7 protein-coding genes and 10 pseudogenes are annotated in these 17881 nt (G+C 71.7%); 10 read left to right on the forward strand and 7 right to left on the reverse strand.

Going from position 1 to position 17881, the window contains the following annotated elements:
* Positions 1-288 (reverse strand): annotated as a pseudogene (locus AB1285_RS20490) (MFS transporter); the annotation flags it as partial.
* A 767-nt stretch (positions 289-1055) separates the two neighbouring features.
* On the opposite strand from AB1285_RS20490, the gene AB1285_RS20495 reads away from it, so the two are divergent.
* From AB1285_RS20495 to AB1285_RS20515, 5 genes and pseudogenes are all read left to right on the forward strand, one after another.
* Positions 1056-1298: a hypothetical protein gene (locus tag AB1285_RS20495; protein ID WP_429977781.1), complete on the forward strand. Its 243-nt coding sequence runs from the start codon at positions 1056-1058 to the stop codon at positions 1296-1298.
* 345 nt (positions 1299-1643) lie between these two features.
* Positions 1644-2320, forward strand: a pseudogene (locus tag AB1285_RS20500) (response regulator).
* 38 nt (positions 2321-2358) lie between these two features.
* Positions 2359-3545: pseudogene (locus AB1285_RS20505) on the forward strand (benzoate/H(+) symporter BenE family transporter).
* A 107-nt stretch (positions 3546-3652) separates the two neighbouring features.
* Positions 3653-4538: pseudogene (locus AB1285_RS20510) on the forward strand (ABC transporter ATP-binding protein).
* Positions 4535-5617, forward strand: a complete 1083-nt coding sequence (locus AB1285_RS20515) for an ABC transporter permease (protein WP_370428975.1) — start codon at positions 4535-4537, stop codon at positions 5615-5617. The pseudogene AB1285_RS20510 and the gene AB1285_RS20515 overlap by 4 nt, the downstream one beginning before the upstream one ends.
* 84 nt (positions 5618-5701) lie before the next feature.
* Here the strand turns inward: AB1285_RS20515 and AB1285_RS20520 are convergent.
* A pseudogene (locus tag AB1285_RS20520) lies at positions 5702-9170 on the reverse strand (bifunctional proline dehydrogenase/L-glutamate gamma-semialdehyde dehydrogenase).
* 190 nt (positions 9171-9360) lie between these two features.
* Between AB1285_RS20520 and AB1285_RS20525 the strand changes: the two are divergent.
* Positions 9361-10269, forward strand: a pseudogene (locus AB1285_RS20525) (LysR family transcriptional regulator).
* 99 nt (positions 10270-10368) lie between these two features.
* Positions 10369-10955 (forward strand): annotated as a pseudogene (locus tag AB1285_RS20530) (nitroreductase family protein).
* A 68-nt stretch (positions 10956-11023) separates the two neighbouring features.
* Here AB1285_RS20530 and AB1285_RS20535 read toward each other — a convergent pair.
* The 4 genes and pseudogenes from AB1285_RS20535 to coaBC form a co-directional block, all read right to left on the reverse strand.
* Complete coding sequence (locus AB1285_RS20535) at positions 11024-11581, reverse strand: AAA family ATPase (RefSeq protein ID WP_429977777.1); 558 nt, start codon at positions 11579-11581, stop codon at positions 11024-11026.
* A 67-nt stretch (positions 11582-11648) separates the two neighbouring features.
* Positions 11649-11920, reverse strand: a pseudogene (locus AB1285_RS20540) (AAA family ATPase); the annotation flags it as partial.
* 319 nt (positions 11921-12239) lie between these two features.
* Entirely contained in the window at positions 12240-13235 is a 996-nt protein-coding gene (locus AB1285_RS20545; RefSeq protein ID WP_429977778.1) for an AAA family ATPase, read from the reverse strand.
* A gap of 85 nt (positions 13236-13320) precedes the next feature.
* Positions 13321-14519: pseudogene (gene coaBC / locus AB1285_RS20550) on the reverse strand (bifunctional phosphopantothenoylcysteine decarboxylase/phosphopantothenate--cysteine ligase CoaBC).
* Positions 14520-14613: 94 nt separating this feature from the next.
* On the opposite strand from coaBC, the gene AB1285_RS20555 reads away from it, so the two are divergent.
* Positions 14614-15405 carry an NRDE family protein gene (locus tag AB1285_RS20555; RefSeq protein ID WP_429977779.1) on the forward strand — a complete coding sequence of 264 codons (792 nt, stop codon included), beginning with the start codon at positions 14614-14616 and terminating at the stop codon, positions 15403-15405.
* A gap of 628 nt (positions 15406-16033) precedes the next feature.
* On the opposite strand, the pseudogene AB1285_RS20560 reads toward AB1285_RS20555, so the two are convergent.
* A pseudogene (locus AB1285_RS20560) lies at positions 16034-16998 on the reverse strand (GlxA family transcriptional regulator).
* A gap of 85 nt (positions 16999-17083) precedes the next feature.
* Between AB1285_RS20560 and AB1285_RS20565 the strand changes: the two are divergent.
* Positions 17084-17245 carry a hypothetical protein gene (locus AB1285_RS20565; protein WP_259953815.1) on the forward strand — a complete coding sequence of 54 codons (162 nt, stop codon included), beginning with the start codon at positions 17084-17086 and terminating at the stop codon, positions 17243-17245.
* A gap of 373 nt (positions 17246-17618) precedes the next feature.
* Positions 17619-17881, forward strand: a 263-nt coding sequence (locus tag AB1285_RS20570; RefSeq protein ID WP_429977780.1) for a hypothetical protein, incomplete at its 3' end; no start/stop codon positions are given.

Genomic DNA, 17881 nt, shown 5'->3' on the forward strand with positions numbered 1-17881 from the left:
ACCATGCCGGGGGCCAGAGCTCCGACGACCGAGAACGCGGTGAAGGCCAGCAGCCCGCCGACGATCACCGGCCGCACGCCGACCCGGTCGCTGAGGGCACCGAAGAGCGGTTTCAGCAACACCTCGGCGAGGTCGTACAGCGCGAGCGTGAAACCGAACGCCAGCAGCGTCCAGCCGATGTCCTCGGTCTCGGCGCCGAGGGCCGCGGCCGATGCCGTGCGCGCCGAACGCGGTGGTGAACCCGGCGAGGTAGAGCGGTGCCAGGCGCGGGCGCGGCGAGGAGGTCACACCTGATCCTGGCAGACGTACCGCCCGCGTCCGTCGCACGGGGGATGCCGCGCGACAGCCCCCGCCCTACGGTGGAGGGATGGCCTTCACCCGGACGCCGGACCCTGCGCGACCAGCGCGGGCGACCTCCTCCTCGCGCTCGTCCTCTTCGTCGGCGCGATCCTCAGCGCGGCGCTCTCCTCCATCGCCCAGGTCTACGGCGACGAGCAGGCTCCGCTGTGGACCGCGCTCGTCTACGCCGTCGTCGTGGCGGCGCCGCTCGGGTTCCGCCGACGCTGGGCCCGGCACCGTGGCCGTCGTGGTGTCGCTGGCCTACTTCACGGCTGTGACGATCCGGGTGCCGGAGATCTACGTCGGCAACATCGCGATGTTCATCGCGCTCTACACGGTCGGCGCCTGGATGAACGATCGCCGGAAGGCCCTCGTCGTCCGCGTCGCCATCATCGTCGGCATGTTCGTGTGGCTCCTCTATCACCATGTACCGCGACGCCATCAGCGAGGCCGACAAGGCGGACGTCGTCGCCGGGGCCATGTCGCCCTACGTGGCGTTCATGCTCATCCAGATCCTCCTCAACGCCCTGTACTTCGGCGGTGCCTATTACTTCGGCGAACGCTCCTGGCGGCAGCCGAGCAGCGCACCGTGCTGGAAGAGCGCACCCGCGAACTGGAGCGCGAGCGCGAGGTCACGGCCGCCGCAGGCAGTGGCCCTCGATCGGGTGCGGATCGCCAGGGAGCTGCACGACGTCGTCGCCCACCACGTGTCGGTGATGGGCGTGCAGGCGGGCGCCGCGCGCCTCGTGCTCGAGAGCGATCCCGCCAGTCGGCGCGCATCCTCTCCGGGATCGAGTCCTCCGCGCGGGACGCGATCCAGGAACTGCGCCAGCTGCTGGAGACGCTGCGCACTCCCGGCGGCGATACGACCGAGTCGCGTCGACCGTCTCCCCTCGACGACATCGCGGCGCTCGCGCAGGCATCGACCGAGGCGGGTCTCCCCACCGCGTACACCGTGATCGGCGATCCGGTGCCCGTTCCCTCGCTCGTCGCCGTGAACCTGTACCGGATCGCACAGGAATCGCTGACCAACGCCCGTCGGCACGCCGGACCGGGGGGCGACCGCGGACGTGCGCGTGCGCTACGACGACGACGGCGTGGAGGTCGAGGTCCGTGAACACCGGCCCGCGCCATCGCCCAGCTGCGACCCGGTCTCGGACAGCTCGGGGCATGCGCGAGCGCGCGGCGGCCTCCGGCGGCACCGTCGAGTGTCACTCCGCGCGTCGCCGGGGGTCTGCGGGTCCGGGCGCGGGTGCCGCTCGGCACGGCCGTGCCGGAGGGCGCACGATGACCGCGCCGATCCGGTGCTCCTCGTCGACGACCACGCCCTCCTCCGCGCGGGATTCCGCACGATCCTCGACACCCAGCCCGACATCGCCGTCGTGGGCGAGGCCTCGACGGGAGCCGAGGCGGTCGCGCAGGCCGCCGCGCTGCGCCCTGACGTCATCACGATGGACGTGCAGATGCCCGATATGGACGGGATCGAGGCGACGCGCCGCCTCGTCGCCGACCCGTCGGTGGGCGCCGCGATCGCGATCGTGACGACGTTCGACCGCGACGACTATCTCTATCAGGCGCTCGAAGCCGGCGGCGAGCGGATTCCTCCTCAAGAACGCGGGCGCCGAGGATCTCATCTCCGCGGTGCGCGCTCTCGCGGCCGGGGACGGCATGCTGGCACCCGAGGTGACCCGCCGCGTCCTCACCCGCTTCGCCGGAGCGACCCCCGGAAGCCGGCGCCGCTCCCCGCCCGCGCGGTGGCGAAAGCGCCCGCGACGGCCGTACTCGCGGAGCCCGCTGAACCGAGCGGGAGGCCGAGGTGCTGACCCTGCTCGCCGACGCCCGCAGCAACGCCGAGATCGCTCGGGCTCTGTTCATCGGCGAGGCCACCGTGAAGACCCATGTCTCGCGCATCCTCCAGAAGCTCGGCGCCAGGGACCGCGTGCAGGCCGTCGTGCTCGCGCATCGGATGGGGCTGGCCTGACCGGAGGCGGACCGCTCCCCCGCGATACTCTCGGAGCCATGCCCGCCGCCGTCCCCGTAACCCGTCCGATCGTCGCCGGGATCGTCACGGCGCTGGTCGGGTTCACGAGCTCCTTCGCGGTGGTGCTCACGGGGCTCGACGCCGTGGGCGCGTCGGCGGCGCAGGCGGCCAGCGGACTCCCTCGCCGTGAGCCTCGCGATGGGGCTCGCCTGCATCGTGCTGGCCTGGCGCTACCGGATGCCGATCACGGCCGCGTGGTCCACCCCCGGTGCTGCCCTGCTCGTGGCGACCGGCAGCGTCGAGGGCGGCTGGCCCGCCGCCCGTCGGAGCCTTCCCTCGTGACGGCGTCCCTCATCCTCCTCACGGCGCTCTGGCCCGCACTCGGTGCTCTGATTGCCCGGATCCCGCCGTCCGATCGCCCAGGCCCATGCTGGCAGGGGTGCTGCTGCCGCTCTGCCTCGCGCCGATCACCGGGATCGTCGCGAACCCGTGGGGTGTGCTCCCGGTCGTGCTGACCTGGCTGGTCTTCGCCCGTCTGGCTCACCGGTGGGCTGTGCCGCTCGCATTCGTCGCCGCGGCTGCGGTGGTCGCCGTCACGCTGGTCACTGCGGGCACACCGGTCGACCCGGCTGTCCTCCTGCCGCGGTTCGAGCTGACGATGCCGGCCTTCACGGTCGGGGCCCTGGTCGGCATCGCGCTGCCGCTGTTCATCGTGACCATGGCGTCGCAGAACGTGCCGGGTATCGCGATCATGCGCAGCTTCGGCTACGAGGTCCCGTGGCGTCCGGCGATGCTCGTGACCGGTCTCGGCACGGCGCTCGGCGCTCCGGCGGGCGGTCATGCGATCAACCTCGCCGCCATCAGCGCGGCCCTCGCCGCGTCCCCCGACGCCGACCCCGACCCCAGCCGGCGCTGGCTCGCCGGTGTCTCGACCGGAGCGTCCTACCTCGTGCTGGGCGCGTTCTCCGCCGCCTTCGCCACGCTCGTCGTGCTCGCCCCGACGGCGGTGATCCCGGCGGTCGCGGGGCTGGCGCTGTTCGGCGCCTTCGGCGCGGCCGTCCAGCAGGCGATCGACGACCCCGGTGAGCGGCTCCCCGCGGTCGTCACGTTTCTCGTCGCCGCCTCCGGCATCGCGGTGCTCGGGGTGAGTGCGGCGTTCTGGGCGTTGGTCGCCGGCCTGCTCGTGCGCACGGTGCTGCACGCCGGCCGTCCGCCCCGCGGCTGATCCGTCGCAGTCCCCCCCTGCGGGGGATGCCCCGCCCCGCCCGCGCTCAATAGCGTGAAGATCATGCGGATCACCTTCGGACGGAGCACCACGACATGACAACCGGACTGCTGGAACTCTCCGGCATCACCAAGAGCTACGGCAGCCGCCGGGTGCTGGACGACGTGTCGTTCACGGTCGCGCCGGGCCGCCTCACCGGCTTCGTCGGCGGCAACGGCGCCGGCAAGACCACGACCATGCGCATCATCCTCGGCCTGCTGTCGTCGGACGGCGGACGGGTCGACCTCGACGGGGCGCCCCTCACCACCAGCGACCGCCGCCGCTTCGGCTACATGCCCGAGGAGCGCGGCCTGTATCCGAAGATGAAGGTCCTGGAGCAGATCGTCTACCTCGCGCGCCTGCACGGATTCAGCAAGCCGGAGGCGACGGAGCGGGCGACCGCGCTGCTCACGGAGCTCGGGCTCGGCGAGCGCCTCGACGACACGATCGAGTCGCTGTCGCTCGGCAACCAGCAGCGCGCGCAGATCGCCGCGTCGCTCGTGCACGACCCCGAGGTGCTGATCCTCGACGAGCCCTTCTCCGGCCTGGACCCCCTCGCGGTTGACGTCGTCGCCGGGGTCCTGCAGGCCAGCGCGGCCCGCGGCGCCTCGATCCTCTTCTCCTCGCACCAGCTCGACGTGGTCGAGCGTCTCTGCGACGATCTCGTCATCCTCGCCGGAGGCACCATCCGGGCGGCCGGATCCCGGGACGGCCTCCGCGCCGAGCACAGCCCGCGATCGGTACGAGCTGGTCTCCGCGGGGGACGCCGGGTGGCTGCGCACCGAGCCCGGGGTCACGGTCGTCGACTTCGAGGGCGGCTACGCGCTCTTCGACGCGGACGGCCCCGACACCGCGCAGCGTGTGCTGCAGTCGGCGGTCGCGCGCGGCGACGTCGCGAGCTTCGCACCCAAGCACCCCTCCCTCGCCCAGATCTTCAAGGAGGTCATCCAGTGAACGCCTCGACCCCCGCACGGAACGGGATCTGGCTGGTCGCCGAGCGGGAGATCGGCTCCAAGCTCCGCAGCAAGGCGTTCCTGATCTCGACCGGCATCCTGCTGCTCATCGCCCTCGCCGGCGTGCTGTTCGGCGGCTTCGCGAGCCAGAACAACGACGCCATGCCGGTGGCCGTGACCTCGAAGACCGCGGGCGCCGTGTCCGCCCTGCCCGACGTCGAGGTGACCGAGGTCGCCTCCCGCGCCGAGGCCGAGGAGCTGGTCCGCGAGGGCGACGTCGATGCGGCGGTGCTCGCGGGCGACAACGCCGCGGGCTACACGATCGTCGCCCTGGAGGATGCCCCCGGGTCGCTCGTGTCCGGGCTGTCGCTCTCGCCCGAGGTCGTCATCCTCGAGCCGGTGACCACCAACCCGCTGCTGCGCTACTTCATCGCGATCGCGTTCGGGCTCGTCTTCATGATGGCCGCGGCCACGTTCGGCGGCACTATCGCCCAGAGCGTGGTCGAGGAGAAGCAGACCAGGGTGGTCGAGGTGCTGCTGTCGGCGATCCCCGCGCGCACCCTGCTCGCCGGCAAGGTCATCGGCAACACGGTGCTCGCGATGGGGCAGATCCTCGCCCTCGCGGCCGTCGCCACCATCGGCCTCATTGTGACGGGTCAACGCGAGGTTCTGACCACCCTCGGCGCCCCCATCATCTGGTTCGCGGTGTTCTTCCTCTTCGGGTTCATCCTGCTCGCGGCGATGTTCGCGGCGGCCGCCTCCATGGTCTCCCGTCAGGAGGACATCGGCTCGACGACGACCCCCATCACGATGCTCATCATGGCGCCGTACGTGCTGGTGATCGTGTTCAACGACAACCCGTTGGTGCTGACGATCATGTCGTACGTGCCGTTCTCGGCTCCGGTCGGAATGCCGATGCGTCTCTTCGTCGGTGAGGCGCAGTGGTGGGAGCCGCTGCTGAGCCTCGCGATCCTCCTGGCGAGCTGCGTCGCGGCGATCGTCGTCGGCGCGAAGATCTACGAGAACTCCCTGCTCCGGATGGGCTCGCGGGTGAAGCTCTCCGAGGCTCTGCGCGGCTGATCCCGAGACCCCGCTTTCGCGCCGAGACCCCCTGCTGCACGCGCGTGCAGCAGGGGGTCTCGACGTGTAGCCGGGGTCTCGGCGTCAGAGGATGCCCTCCGAGAGCGTGGTGGGGTTGCCGAAGCGGTGGTTGGTGATCGACACGGCCTGCTCGTGCAGGAACGGGAGCATCTCCACCCGGCCCGCTCCGGTCACGGCGTGCGACCAGACCGCGACGTCGGGGCTGCCGTCGAGGGCCGTGTGCAGCGCGCCGGCGTCGCCGCCCACGAGCCGCACCCGCTGCCACGACCGGGCCCCCTTTGCGTAGCGCTTGGTCCACGCGGCATCGGACTCGGTCTTCACGGTCACGCCCTGGGTCTTGAGCGCCTTCTCCACGCGGGACGGCAGCGACGCGGCCGACACGGTGAACGGGCTGCCGCTGCGCAGGGCAGCGGCGAGCACCCGGACCCCCTCGGCGAGCGGCGCGTCCTCGGCGATGCGGACGTCGACGGCCACGGGACGGTACCGGAACACGTTGCGCTCGACGCCGAGTCCGGACTTGTCGCTCACGGCGCCGAACTCGTCGGTCCACGCGCGCTCGTCGGCGGCCGCGGCACGGCGCAGCCACTCGATGCCCAGCGGGTCGAGCTCGGGTGCGGCGGCCTCCAGCAGCCCGGTCACCGCGGGGGTCACCGCCGCCCCCGGAGCCGCGGCGGGCAGCTCGCCCGCACGCCACTCGCCCAGACCGAAGAGGTAGTTCGGACCGCCGGCCTTGGCCCCGGCGCCCACGGCCGAGCGCTTCCAGCCGCCGAAGGGCTGGCGCTGCACGATGGCGCCGGTGATGCCTCGGTTCACGTACAGGTTGCCCGCTTCGACGCGGTCCAGCCAGGTCGCGACCTCGGCGGAGTCCAGCGAGTGCAGCCCCGCGGTGAGGCCGTAGTCGACCGCGTTCTGCAGCCGGATGGCCTCGTCGAGGTCCTTCGCGTGCATGATGCCGAGCACGGGTCCGAAGAACTCGGTGAGGTGGAAGTACGAGCCCTCGCGCACGCCGGTCTTCACCCCCGGTGTCCACTGCTTCCCCTCGTCATCGAGCTTCCGGGGCTCGACCAGCCAGCGCTCGCCCTTGTCGAGAGTGGTGAGCGCGGTGAGGAGCTTGCCGTTCGCGGGCTCGATGATCGGCCCCATCTGCGTGGCGGGGTCGTCGGGAAGCCCGACGCGCATCGAGGTGACCGCGTCCACGAGCTGCCGCTCGAAGCGCTTCGAGTCCGCCACCGACCCGACGAGGATCGCCAGGGACGCGGCCGAGCACTTCTGACCGGCGTGGCCGAACGCGCTGCGGGCGACGTCGGCGGCGGCGAGGTCGAGGTCGGCCGACGGCGTCACGATGATCGCGTTCTTGCCGCTGGTCTCGGCGAGCAGCGGCAGGTCGGCCCGGAAGGAGCGGAACAGCTGTGCGGTCTCGTAGGCCCCGGTGAGGATGACCCGGTCGACCTGGGGGCTCGCCACCAGGCGGGTGCCCAGGTCGCGGGAGGCGAGGTCGACGAGGGCGAGCAGATCGCGCGGGACGCCCGCGGCCCACAGCGCCTCGACCATCACGGCGCCGCACCGCTGGGTGAGCTTGGCGGGCTTGATGATCACGCCGGATCCGGAGGCGAGGCCGGCCAGCACACCGCCGGCGGGGATCGCCACGGGGAAGTTCCACGGCGGCGTGACCACGGTCACCTTCGACGGCACGAACTCGGCGCCGGGGATGGCCTTGAGATCCTTCGCGCGCTCGGCGTAGTAGTGCGCGAAGTCGATCGCCTCGCTGACCTCGGGGTCGGCCTCGGCGATGGTCTTGCCTGCTTCGTGCGCCATGATCTCCAGCAGCTCGCCGCGGCGGGCGGCGAGCTCGTCGCCCGCGCGGTGCAGGACGGCGGCGCGCTCGGCGGCGGGAAGCGCTGCCCATTTCTCTGCGGCGGACGTGGCGGCCGCGAACACGGCGTCCAGCTCGGCGTCGGTCTCGATGCGGGCCGCGGCGATCGCGTCCCGGCCGAGCGTCGAGGAGACCGAGCGCTGCAGGATCTCCCGGCCCCACGCGCGGTTCGCGGCGAGCGCGGGATCGGTGTCGGGCTCGTTCGCGAAGCCGTCCGTCGTGGCGGCGGGGCGCGGAGCCGTGCGGTCCTGCGTGCGGTTCGGGCCCGGCACCGACGGGTCGGCGACGAGCGCGGCGAGCGAGCGCTCGAAGCGCTCCCGCTCGCGGGTGAGCAGGGTCGGGTTCGAGGCCAGCTCGAACACGGCCGACATGAAGTTCTCGGGGCTCGCGTTCTCCTCGAGGCGCCGCACGAGGTAGGCGATGGCGACGTCGAACTCCGCCGGGTTCACGACCGGCGTGTAGAGCAGGAGACGGCCGACGTCCTTGCGGACGGCCTCGGCCTGCCCGGTCGCCATGCCGAGCAGCATCTCGTACTCCACGAGGGCGCCCTTCTGCCCCTGGGTCCCTGAGGCCGCGCTCCCCTGGGTCCCTGAGCCTGTCGAAGGGCCGGTCACACCACGGGCCTTCGCCAGCAACCACGTGTACGCGATGTCGAAGAGGTTGTGACCGGCGACGCCGATACGCACGGCGTCGAGCCGCTCGGGGGTCATCGCCCAGTCGAGCACGCGCTTATAGTTCGTGTCGGAGTCCTGCTTGGCGCCGTAGGTCGCGAGCGGCCAGCCGTGCACCTTCGCGTCGACCTCCTCCATCGCGAGGTTCGCGCCCTTGACGACGCGCACCTTGATCGGCGCTCCGCCCTTGGCGCGGCGCGCGGCCGCCCACTCCTGGAGCCGCTGCATGGCGCCGAGCGCGTCGGGGAGATACGCCTGCAGCACGATGCCCGCCTCGAGGTCCTCCAGGCCCGGCTGGTCGAGGATGCTCGTGAAGGCCGCGATCGTCAGGTCGAGGTCGCGGTACTCCTCCATGTCGAGGTTGATGAACTTCTGCGTCCCGGTGCGGGCCCCCTTCGCCTCGGCCTTCGCCGCGAGCCGGTACAGCGGGGTGAGCTTCTCCACGACATCGGCGACGGCCTCGTCGAACGACCACATGGAGAGCTGACTGACGACGCTCGAGACCTTGATCGAGACGTAGTCGACGTCCGGGCGGGCGAGGAAGTCGTACGTGCCCTGCAGTCGGCGGCCCGCCTCGCGCTCGCCGAGCACGGCCTCGCCGAGGAGGTTGAGGTTCAGACGGTTGCCGGTCTTGCGGAGCTTGGCGATGGCCGGGCCGAGCTTGGACGGCGTCGCGTCGAGCACGAGGTGGCCGACCATGGCCCGCAGCACGCGCCGCGAGATCGGGACGACGACGTTCGGGAGCTTCGGCGCCCAGAACCCGCCGGCCTTGATGGCGGCCCGGAGGTAGCCGGGCAGCAGCGTGGGGCGTGATGTCCGACAGCTCGGCGAGCTTGCGGCCGGCGACCCGCAGGTCCTCCGGACGCATGACGCCGTCGACGAAGCCGACGGTGAAGTCCAGTCCGTTCGGGTCCTTGAGCACCTCGGAGAGGCGCTGGGCGGCCGGCTCGACCGGGTGGGTCTCGCTCTCGGCGAGCCAGCGCTGCACGAGCGCGGCGACCTCTTCGGTGCGGGGGGGTGGTGTCGTCGATGACGGTCATGGGGCGGGGGTACCTTCCTCGGCCTCGCACACCCGGTGTCGTGTGCGGCTGGATCATTGTCCAGCCGCTCGGTAGGCTCCGTCTATCAACCGATTCGAGTGGATTCTGTTCACTCATCCCGAACGATTGGGAGCCGTCGTGCTGGACGCCCACCGCCTGCGTCTGCTCGTGGAACTGTCGCGCCGCGGCACGCTCTCCGCGGTGGCCGACGCGCTGTCCTACAGCAAGGCTCCGTGTCCCAGCAGCTCGCCGCGTTGGAGCGCGATGTCGGAGTGCCACTGCTGCGTCGGGTCGGTCGCGGGGTGCAGTTCACGCCGCAGGGGAACGTGCTGGTCGCCGAGGCCATCGGCATCCTCGATCAGCTCGAGCACGCCCAGGTCGCCGTCGCCGAGTCGCTCACCGAGGTGACCGGCACCGTGCGCCTCGCGGTGTTCCAGTCCACCGCGCACTCCTTGCTGCCCCGCGCCCTCGCGGCCCTCGGCGAGCGCCACCCCGCCCTGCGCGTCGAGGTGACCGAGCGCGACCCGGAATCCGGCCTCGTGGGCGTCTCCAGCCGCGACTACGACCTCATCCTCGCCGAGCAGTATCCGGGGCGCACACGCCCCATCCACGCCGACCTCGACCGTGTCGTGCTCGCCCACGACGCCATCGCCCTCGCCCGGCGCCCCGGAGCTGCGGGAGCTGCCGACCCCGTCGCCGCCCTGTGGGCCACCCGCGCGGAGCCGTGGGTGCTCGAGCCTGCCGGCACGGCGTCCCGCGCGTGGGCCGAGCAGCTCTGTCGCACCGCCGGGTTCGAGCCGGACGTGCGTTTCGAGCTCGCCGACCTCACCGCGCACGTCCGGCTCATCCACGCCGGGCTCGCGGTGGGGCTCCTCCCCGAGCTCGTGTGGGCGGGCGACACCCCGACGGTCGACCTCGCCCCGCTCCCGCAGGAACCGCGCCGGGAGATCTTCTCCTCCGCGCGGCGGGTGTCCGCGGACGCCCCCCTCGATCCGCGCCGTCCGCGCCGCGCTCGCCGACGCCGCCTCCCGCAACCTCCTGGATTGACGCGAACCGACCTCCGGGAATATGCATGCACATGCATCGGTTCATCCCCCGTGTACGCGGACGACGGTGTCCGATCCCCTCCGTCCGAAAGGCACTTCCGTGAGCACTCCCGTCATCGACCGCACCGCCCCGACCGAGCACCCCGTCCTCGACGTCCTCGCCGGCCGCTGGAGCCCCCGCGCGTACGACGCGCAGCATCCGATCGACGAGGCCAAGCTCGCCACCGCGCTCGAGGCCGCCCGCTGGAGCCCCTCCGCCAACAACATCCAGCCGTGGCGCTTCATCGTCGCCCGCCGCGGCACCGCCCTGCACGCCCAGATCGTCGACGCGCTCATGGGCTTCAACAGGCCTGGGCCGGCAACGCGGCCGTGCTCGTCGTCGCGATCGCCGAGACCGCGACCGCCGACGGCACGCCGATCAGCCACGCGTTCTACGACCTCGGCCAGGCCGTGGCGCACTTCTCCGTGCAGGCCCACCACGACGGCCTCGTCGTGCACCAGATGAGCGGCTTCGACCCCGAGGTCGTCCGCGAGTTCGCCGACCTGGAGGCGCGCTTCACCCCCGCCACCGTCATCGCCGTCGGCGAGTTCGGCGACATCGAGGCCCTGCCGGAGGTGCTGCAGGAGCGCGAGGTCGCCCCGCGCGTGCGTCGTCCGATCGCGGAGACGGTCGTCCTCAGCGCCTGAGCATCGACACACGAAAGGCCCGGTATGCGTCGCGCATACCGGGCCTTCTCGCTATGTGCCGGTCGGGATCAGTCGTCGAGCAGCTCCGCCTCGATCACGTCGTCGTCCTCGACCTCCGGCTCGGGGGTCGTCGCCGTGAGCACGAGGCCCGTACCGTCGGCCGCCACGTCCACGCGGACGGTGTCGCCGTCGTGCACGCCACCCGAGAGGAGGGCGGTCGCGAGCTTGTTCTGCACCTCGGTCTGGATGAGGCGACGCAGCGGGCGGGCGCCGAACACCGGGTCGTAACCGCGCTCGGCCAGCACGACCGCGCCCCAGGAGTGACCGCCAGCGTGAGGCGACGGTTCGCGCAGCCGGTCGTGAAGCTGGTCGACCGACAGCTCCACGATCTGCGCGAGGTCGTCCTCGGTGAGCGCCTGGAACATCACGATGTCATCGAGACGGTTCAGGAACTCGGGCCGGAACGCCTGGCGCACGAGCGCCATCACCTGCTCCCGCTTCTCCTCCACGGAGAGCACGGGGTCGATGAGGATCGGCGAGCCCAGGTTGGAGGTCAGGATGAGGATCACGTTCGAGAAGTCGACCGTGCGCCCCTGCCCGTCGGTCAGCCGCCCGTCGTCGAGCACCTGCAGGCAGCACGTCGAACACCTCGGGGTGCGCCTTCTCGACCTCGTCGAGCAGGATCACGCTGTAGGGACGACGCCGCACGGCCTCGGTGAGCTGACCGCCCTGCTCGTAGCCGACATACCCGGAGGGGCGCCGACGAGCCGGGAGACCGAGTGCTTCTCGCCGTATTCCGACATGTCGATGCGCACCATGGCGTGCTCGTCGTCGAAGAGGAACTGCGCGAGCGCCTTGGCCAGCTCGGTCTTGCCGACACCGGTCGGTCCGAGGAAGAGGAACGAGCCCGTGGGACGACCGGGATCGCTGATGCCCGCGCGCGAGCGGCGCACGGCGTCGGACACCGCCTTGACGGCATCCTTCTGGCCGATGAGGCGCTTGCCGAGCTCGTTCTCCAGGTGCAGCAGCTTCTCGCTCTCCCCTGCAGCAGCCGCCCGACCGGGATGCCCGTCCAGGCCGCGATTACGGCCGCGATGTCCTCCTCGGTGACCTGCTCGTTCACCATGCGCGGCTCGCTCGAGGCGGTGGCCTCGGCCTGCTCCGCCTCCGCGATGTCGCGCTCCAGGCGCTTGATCGTCTCGTACTCGAGCTTCGACGCCTTCGTGTAGTCGGCGTTGCGCATGGCGAGGTCGCGCTGGGTGATCGCGTCGTCGAGCTGCTTCTTCAGCTCACCGACGCGGTTGAGACCCTGCCGTTCCCGCGCCCACCGGGCTTCGAGTCCGGCGAGCTCCCTTCTCGAGTTCGACGAGGTTCTCGCGCAGGGTGCCGAGACGCTCCTTGGACGCGGCGTCCTTCTCCCGCTTGAGCGCGAGCTCCTCCAGCTTCAGCCGGTCGACCTGGCGCTTGAGCTGGTCGATCTCGACCGGAGAGGAGTCGATCTCCATCTTCAGGCGCGACATCGACTCGTCGATCAGGTCGATGGCCTTGTCCGGAAGCTGCCGCGCGGGCAGGTAGCGGTTGGACAGCGACCGCCGCGGCCACGAGGGCGCTGTCGGAGATGGTCACCCCGTGGTGCGCCTCGTAGCGGCCCTTGAGCCCGCGGAGGATCGCGATCGTGTCCTCGACGGTCGGTTCGCCGACGTACACCTGCTGGAAGCGGCGCTCGAGGGCGGCGTCCTTCTCGATGAACTCGCGGTACTCGTTGAGCGTGGTGGCGCCGATGAGCCGCAGCTCGCCGCGGGCCAGCATCGGCTTGAGCATGTTCGACGCCGCGACCGAGCCCTCGCCGCCGCCCGCACCCATGAGCACGTGCAGCTCGTCGATGAACGTGATGACCTGGCCGTCCGACTCGGTGATCTCCTTGAGGACCTGCTTCAGGCGCTCCTCGAACTGGCCGCGGTACATGGCGCCCGCGACGAGGGCGGAGATGTCGAGCGAGACGAGCTCCTTGTCCTTGAGGGACTCCGCGACGTCGCCCGCGACGATGCGCTGCGCGAGCCCTTCGACCACCGCCGTCTTGCCGACGCCGGGCTCGCCGATCAGCACCGGGTTGTTCTTGGTGCGACGAGTGAGCACCTGGCTGACACGCCGGATCTCACTGTCCCGTCCGATGACGGGGTCGAGCTTGCCCTCGCGGGCGCGGTCGGTCAGGTTGATGCCGAACTGCTCGAGGGCGGACTGCTGTTCCTGGTTCGGGGATCCGGTCTGCGGGGTGGTCATGCGCTCCTCCTGGAGATGCTCCTTCTGAAAGTTGAGTTTGGTTGACTCAAGTTTAGCATTCGGCGGTGCGCGACTCCACCGCCCCTCACCTCTCGCGGGCGACCTCGTCCCAGACGGCCGCCGCCACCTCGCGCTTGCTCCCCGCCGCGGTCCGCGCCACGACCCCGCCGGGCCCGAGTATGTGCAACGGCGTTCTCGCCGCGCTCGAACCCCTGCTCCCAGCCGACCTCGTTCACCACCAGCAGGTCGACCCCCTTGCGCTCCTGCTTGCCGCGGGCGCGGGCGAGCATCTCCGCCTCATCCTCGGGCGTCTCCGCCGCGAACGCGACGATGAGCTGTCCCGCGCCTCGCTTCTCGACGAGCGCGGCGACGATGTCCTCGTTCTCGACGAGCTCGATGGTGCCGACCCCGCCGCGGTCCTTGGTGAGCTTGCGCGCGGAGACCTCGACCGGTCGATAGTCGGCCACGGCCGCCGCCATCAGCACGACGTCGGCCGCCGCGGATTCCTCCTTCATCGCCGCGGACAGCTCCGCGGCCGTGCCGACCCGGACGATCCGGACGTGCGGGTGGCGGGCCTCCGCGAGCACGTCCCCGGAGACGTTCGCCGCGACGAGCGCCACCTCCGCGCCGCGCGCCGCCGCCTCCGCCGCGAGCGCGACCCCTGGCGCCCGCTGCTCCGGTTGCCGAGGAAGCGCACCGGATCGATGGGCTCCCGCGTCCCGCCTGCCGAGACGACGACCCGCACGCCTGCCAGGTCGCCCGGTGTCAGCAGCGCCTGGGCCGCCGCCAGGATCTCCTCCGGCTCGACCATGCGACCGGGTCGCTGTCACCGCCGGCCAGCTCGCCGTCGGCCGGTCCGACCACGTGCACGCCGCGTTCCCGGAGCGTCGCCATGTTCGCCTGCGTGGCCGCGTTTCCGCCACATCTCCGCGTGCATCGCGGGCGCGACGAGCACGGGCGCCTCGGTCGCGAGCAGCGTCGTGCCGAGGAGGTCGTCGGCCAGCCCCGCGGCCATCTTCGCGAGCGAGTTCGCCGTCGCCGGGGCGATCACGATGAGGTCGCTCCCTGGCCCAGGGCGACGTGCCGCACACGGGCGACGTCCTCATGCACGCTCGTCGTCACCGGGTGCCGACTCAGGGCCTCCCAGGTCGGCAGGCCCACGAAGCGCAGCGCGTCCTCGGTGGGCACCACGGTCACATCATGACCGGCCTTCGTGAGCAGGCGCACGAGGTGCACCGTCTTGTACGCGGCGATGCCGCCCGTGACTCCGACGACGATGTTCACGCCTCGATTCTGCCCCAGGGTCCGGACGCTAGGGTCATCGCGCACGGATTCGTCGCGGGTCCCGCCCGCCTCGACCGACCCTAGACTCGGAAGCGTGTGCACGGTGGTGATCGATGTCGAGGTCGCGGGATCCGCGCGGCTGCTGGCCGTCCGCGACGAGGACCCGGCTCGGGAGTGGGACGCCCTGGGCGAGTGGTGGCCCGAGGAGTATCCGGGGGTGATCGGCATCCGTGACCGGCGGGCCGGTGGGGCCTGGCTCGCCGTGAACCCCGTGGAACGACGCCTCGCCGTGCTCCTCAACCGTGCCGATGTGCAGGACCTCTCCGCGACCGCGGCGGTCTCCCGCGGCACCCTTCCGCTCGCCGCGGTCACCGGTCGCTCCCCGCAGGGTGCGCCGCCGATGCACGGCTTCAACCTGCTCGAAGTGGGGCCGGACGGCGCCCGGGTGCTCTCCTGGGACGGTGCCGAGCTGCGGGAGACACCCATCGAGCCCGGGACGCACATGATCGCCCACGACGACCTCGACGACGAGGAGACCCCGCGCATCGCCGCCTGGCTCCCGGAGTTCCGCGCGCTGGGTCCCGCCGCGGCGAGCGCCGACTGGGCGACCGAGTGGACCGCGCTCCTCGGAGCTTCGGCCGCCCTGCCCCCGGAAGACGACCGCGCCATCATTCGCGACAACCGCCCGCACGGCTACCCGACGCAGTCCCTCCTCTACGCGGTCGCCACGGTCACGCCCACCGGGGTCGACGTCCGCGACGTCACCCTCCCCTCCCCCCGCCCACTGGCACTGACCCCTCCTCGCTTCCCGATCCCGTCCCACCCCGCCCCGCGTCCCGCGCGGGATCAAAACGCACCTCCCAGCCCCTTCTGCGGAGCCATCTGATCCCGCCCGCCCGTCACTTCTCGCGCGGGGATCAAAAACGCACCCGGTCTGCCATTCCGCGGAGCCATTCTGATCCCGCGTCGATGCAGCTAGCCTGCCGGCCGCACCGACGAGATCCACTGCGGAGTGCACGACGCCCGCCCCGGCGGCTCGGGCCGGAGTGGGGCGCAACGGAGCGGGACGGAAAGAGCTCCGAATGCCACCCCCGCGCGCGCAGTCTTGATCCCGCTCGACAGACGCGGAAGCGGAACGGAAGCCGCTCCGGACGCGGCTCACTCCAGCGCGTTCTTGATCCCGAACGGCAGCGGAGAACGGACGCGGCTGGTGGCGGGACGGAAACGGCCCCGGGGACGGTCCACGCCCGCCGCGTTCTTGATCCGAACGGCAGCGGAGAACGGACGCGGGACGGACGCGGCTGGTAGCGCTACGGAAAAGGCCCCGGGGACGGTCCCCCGCCCCGCGCGTTCTTGATCCGCAAGGCACCGGGGACGGACGCGGGGACGGACGTGGGGACGGAAAAACGCCCCGGACACGGTCCGCTAGCGGCGCTATCAATCCCGCACGTTGGCTGGGCCGTTGCGGGCCCGCGGGACGGGTCCGGCGCGGGCGCAGCGCGAGGGGACGAGGGTCAGGCAGCGGGGGCGGTGGCGCAGGAGAAGCGGGCGCGGTAGGCGGTGGGGGTCACGCCCAGCACGCGGGCGAAGTTCTGCCGCAGGACGGCCGCGAACCGAAGCCGCAGTCGGTCGCGATGTGCTCGAGCGGAAGGTCGGTGCGCTCGAGGAGACGCTGGGCCTGGATGATCCGCTGCCGCCCGAGCCACGCGGCGGGGGTCGCCCCGTACTCGGCTTTGAAGCGGCGCGCGAAGGTCCGCGGCGACATGAGCGCCCGCGCCGCGAGCTGGTCGACCGTCCAACTCGTCACGGAGGTTCTCCACCGCCCAGTCGGCCACCGCGGCGAGCGAGTCCGTGGGTGCGACCGGGATGGGCCGATCGATGAACTGCGCCTGACCCCCGTCGCGCTGCGGCGGCACGACCATCCGACGCGCGATCCGGTTGGTGATCTCCGCCCCGAGCTCCTGTCGCAGCAGGTGCAGGCAGGCGTCGATGCCCGCGGCAGTGCCCGCGCTGGTGATGATGCGGCCGTCCTGGACGAAGAGCACGTCAGGATCGATGTCGATGTCGGGGTACATGTCCGCATCGTGTGCGCGTACATCCAGTGCGTCGTGGCGCGCCGCCCGTCCAGCACTCCGGCCGCCGCGAGGATGAACGAGCCGCTGCACACGCTCATCACCCAGGCTCCGCGCGCCACCGCTTCGCGGGCGACCCTCGACGAGGAGCGGATCGATGTCGCCCCAAGTCTCCCGGGGCACCGGGCAGAACACGACGAGGTCGGCCTCCGCGGCGAAGGACAGATCATGCTCCACGTTGATGGAGAAGCCGATCTTGGAGCGCACGACCCCGGGCCGTGGGCGACGATGCGGAAGTCGAAGTTCGGCACCCCGTCGGACGACCGGTCCAGACCGAACGCCTCGCAGGCGACCCCGAACTCGAACGGTGCGAAGCCGTCCTGCTCCACGCACGCGACGGTCTTCATCACATCTCCCGGAATGCAGTTTTCCTACGAACAGTGCCCGATCCGCCACTCGTGGCAGCATAACACCGAGCGTAGCTTTTCTGCCATGCTACTCCTCATCCTCCTCCTCGCCCTCAGCATCTGGGCGATCATCGCCACGTTCGTCGAACTGCGGCGCGACGGCTACCGTCGCACCCCCACGGACTGGAGCCGCGTCACCGGACAGGACGCCCTGTCGCAGGCCGACCCCGGCCACGTCTACCGCTGACCTCCCGGCCGTCCGCGAGGAGGGCTACGCTCGGGGCAGAGCGACCCCCAGCAGCCCGCACACCCCTCGCGCGACGGTGCCGGCGACCCGGCCGCAGTCCCCGACCCCTCCTCCGCTTCCGGCCGAGCCGCAGTACCCCGGTGCCCAGGCCCCCGCCCCCGGGGCCCCCTACGCGCCGACGCCGGGTGGCGGGCACGTGTTCCCCACCGCCGCTGCCCTCAGGCCTTCCCCACCGCCACCCCTCAGCCGTACCCGACCGCGCCGGGATCCGCCCCCGGATCAGCGCAGGGCGTCCCGCCCTACGGTCCGCCGGCGCCGCGCACTCTAAACTCCCGGCGACTCCCTCGGGCGCGCCGCCTTCATCGTCGCGCTGGTGACGCTGGCGATCGACGTGTTCCTCATCCTCGCGCGGCCGTTCGTCTACATGTCGGACCGGACCTACAGCATGATCGGACTGATCGAGGGGGGATCGGCATCCTCACCTTCATCGGCTACGGGGCGGCGCTCGTGCTCGGCCTCAATCGCGGCACGGCGGCCGGGACCGCGGCTGCTCGCGGGGATCGCCATCGGTGTCTCCGGCGCCGGTCTGCTGACGGTCGTGCTCAGCTGGCTCTCGTCGAACTTCTACGGCTTCCT

The organism is Microbacterium sp. NRRL B-14842 (assembly GCF_050470785.1).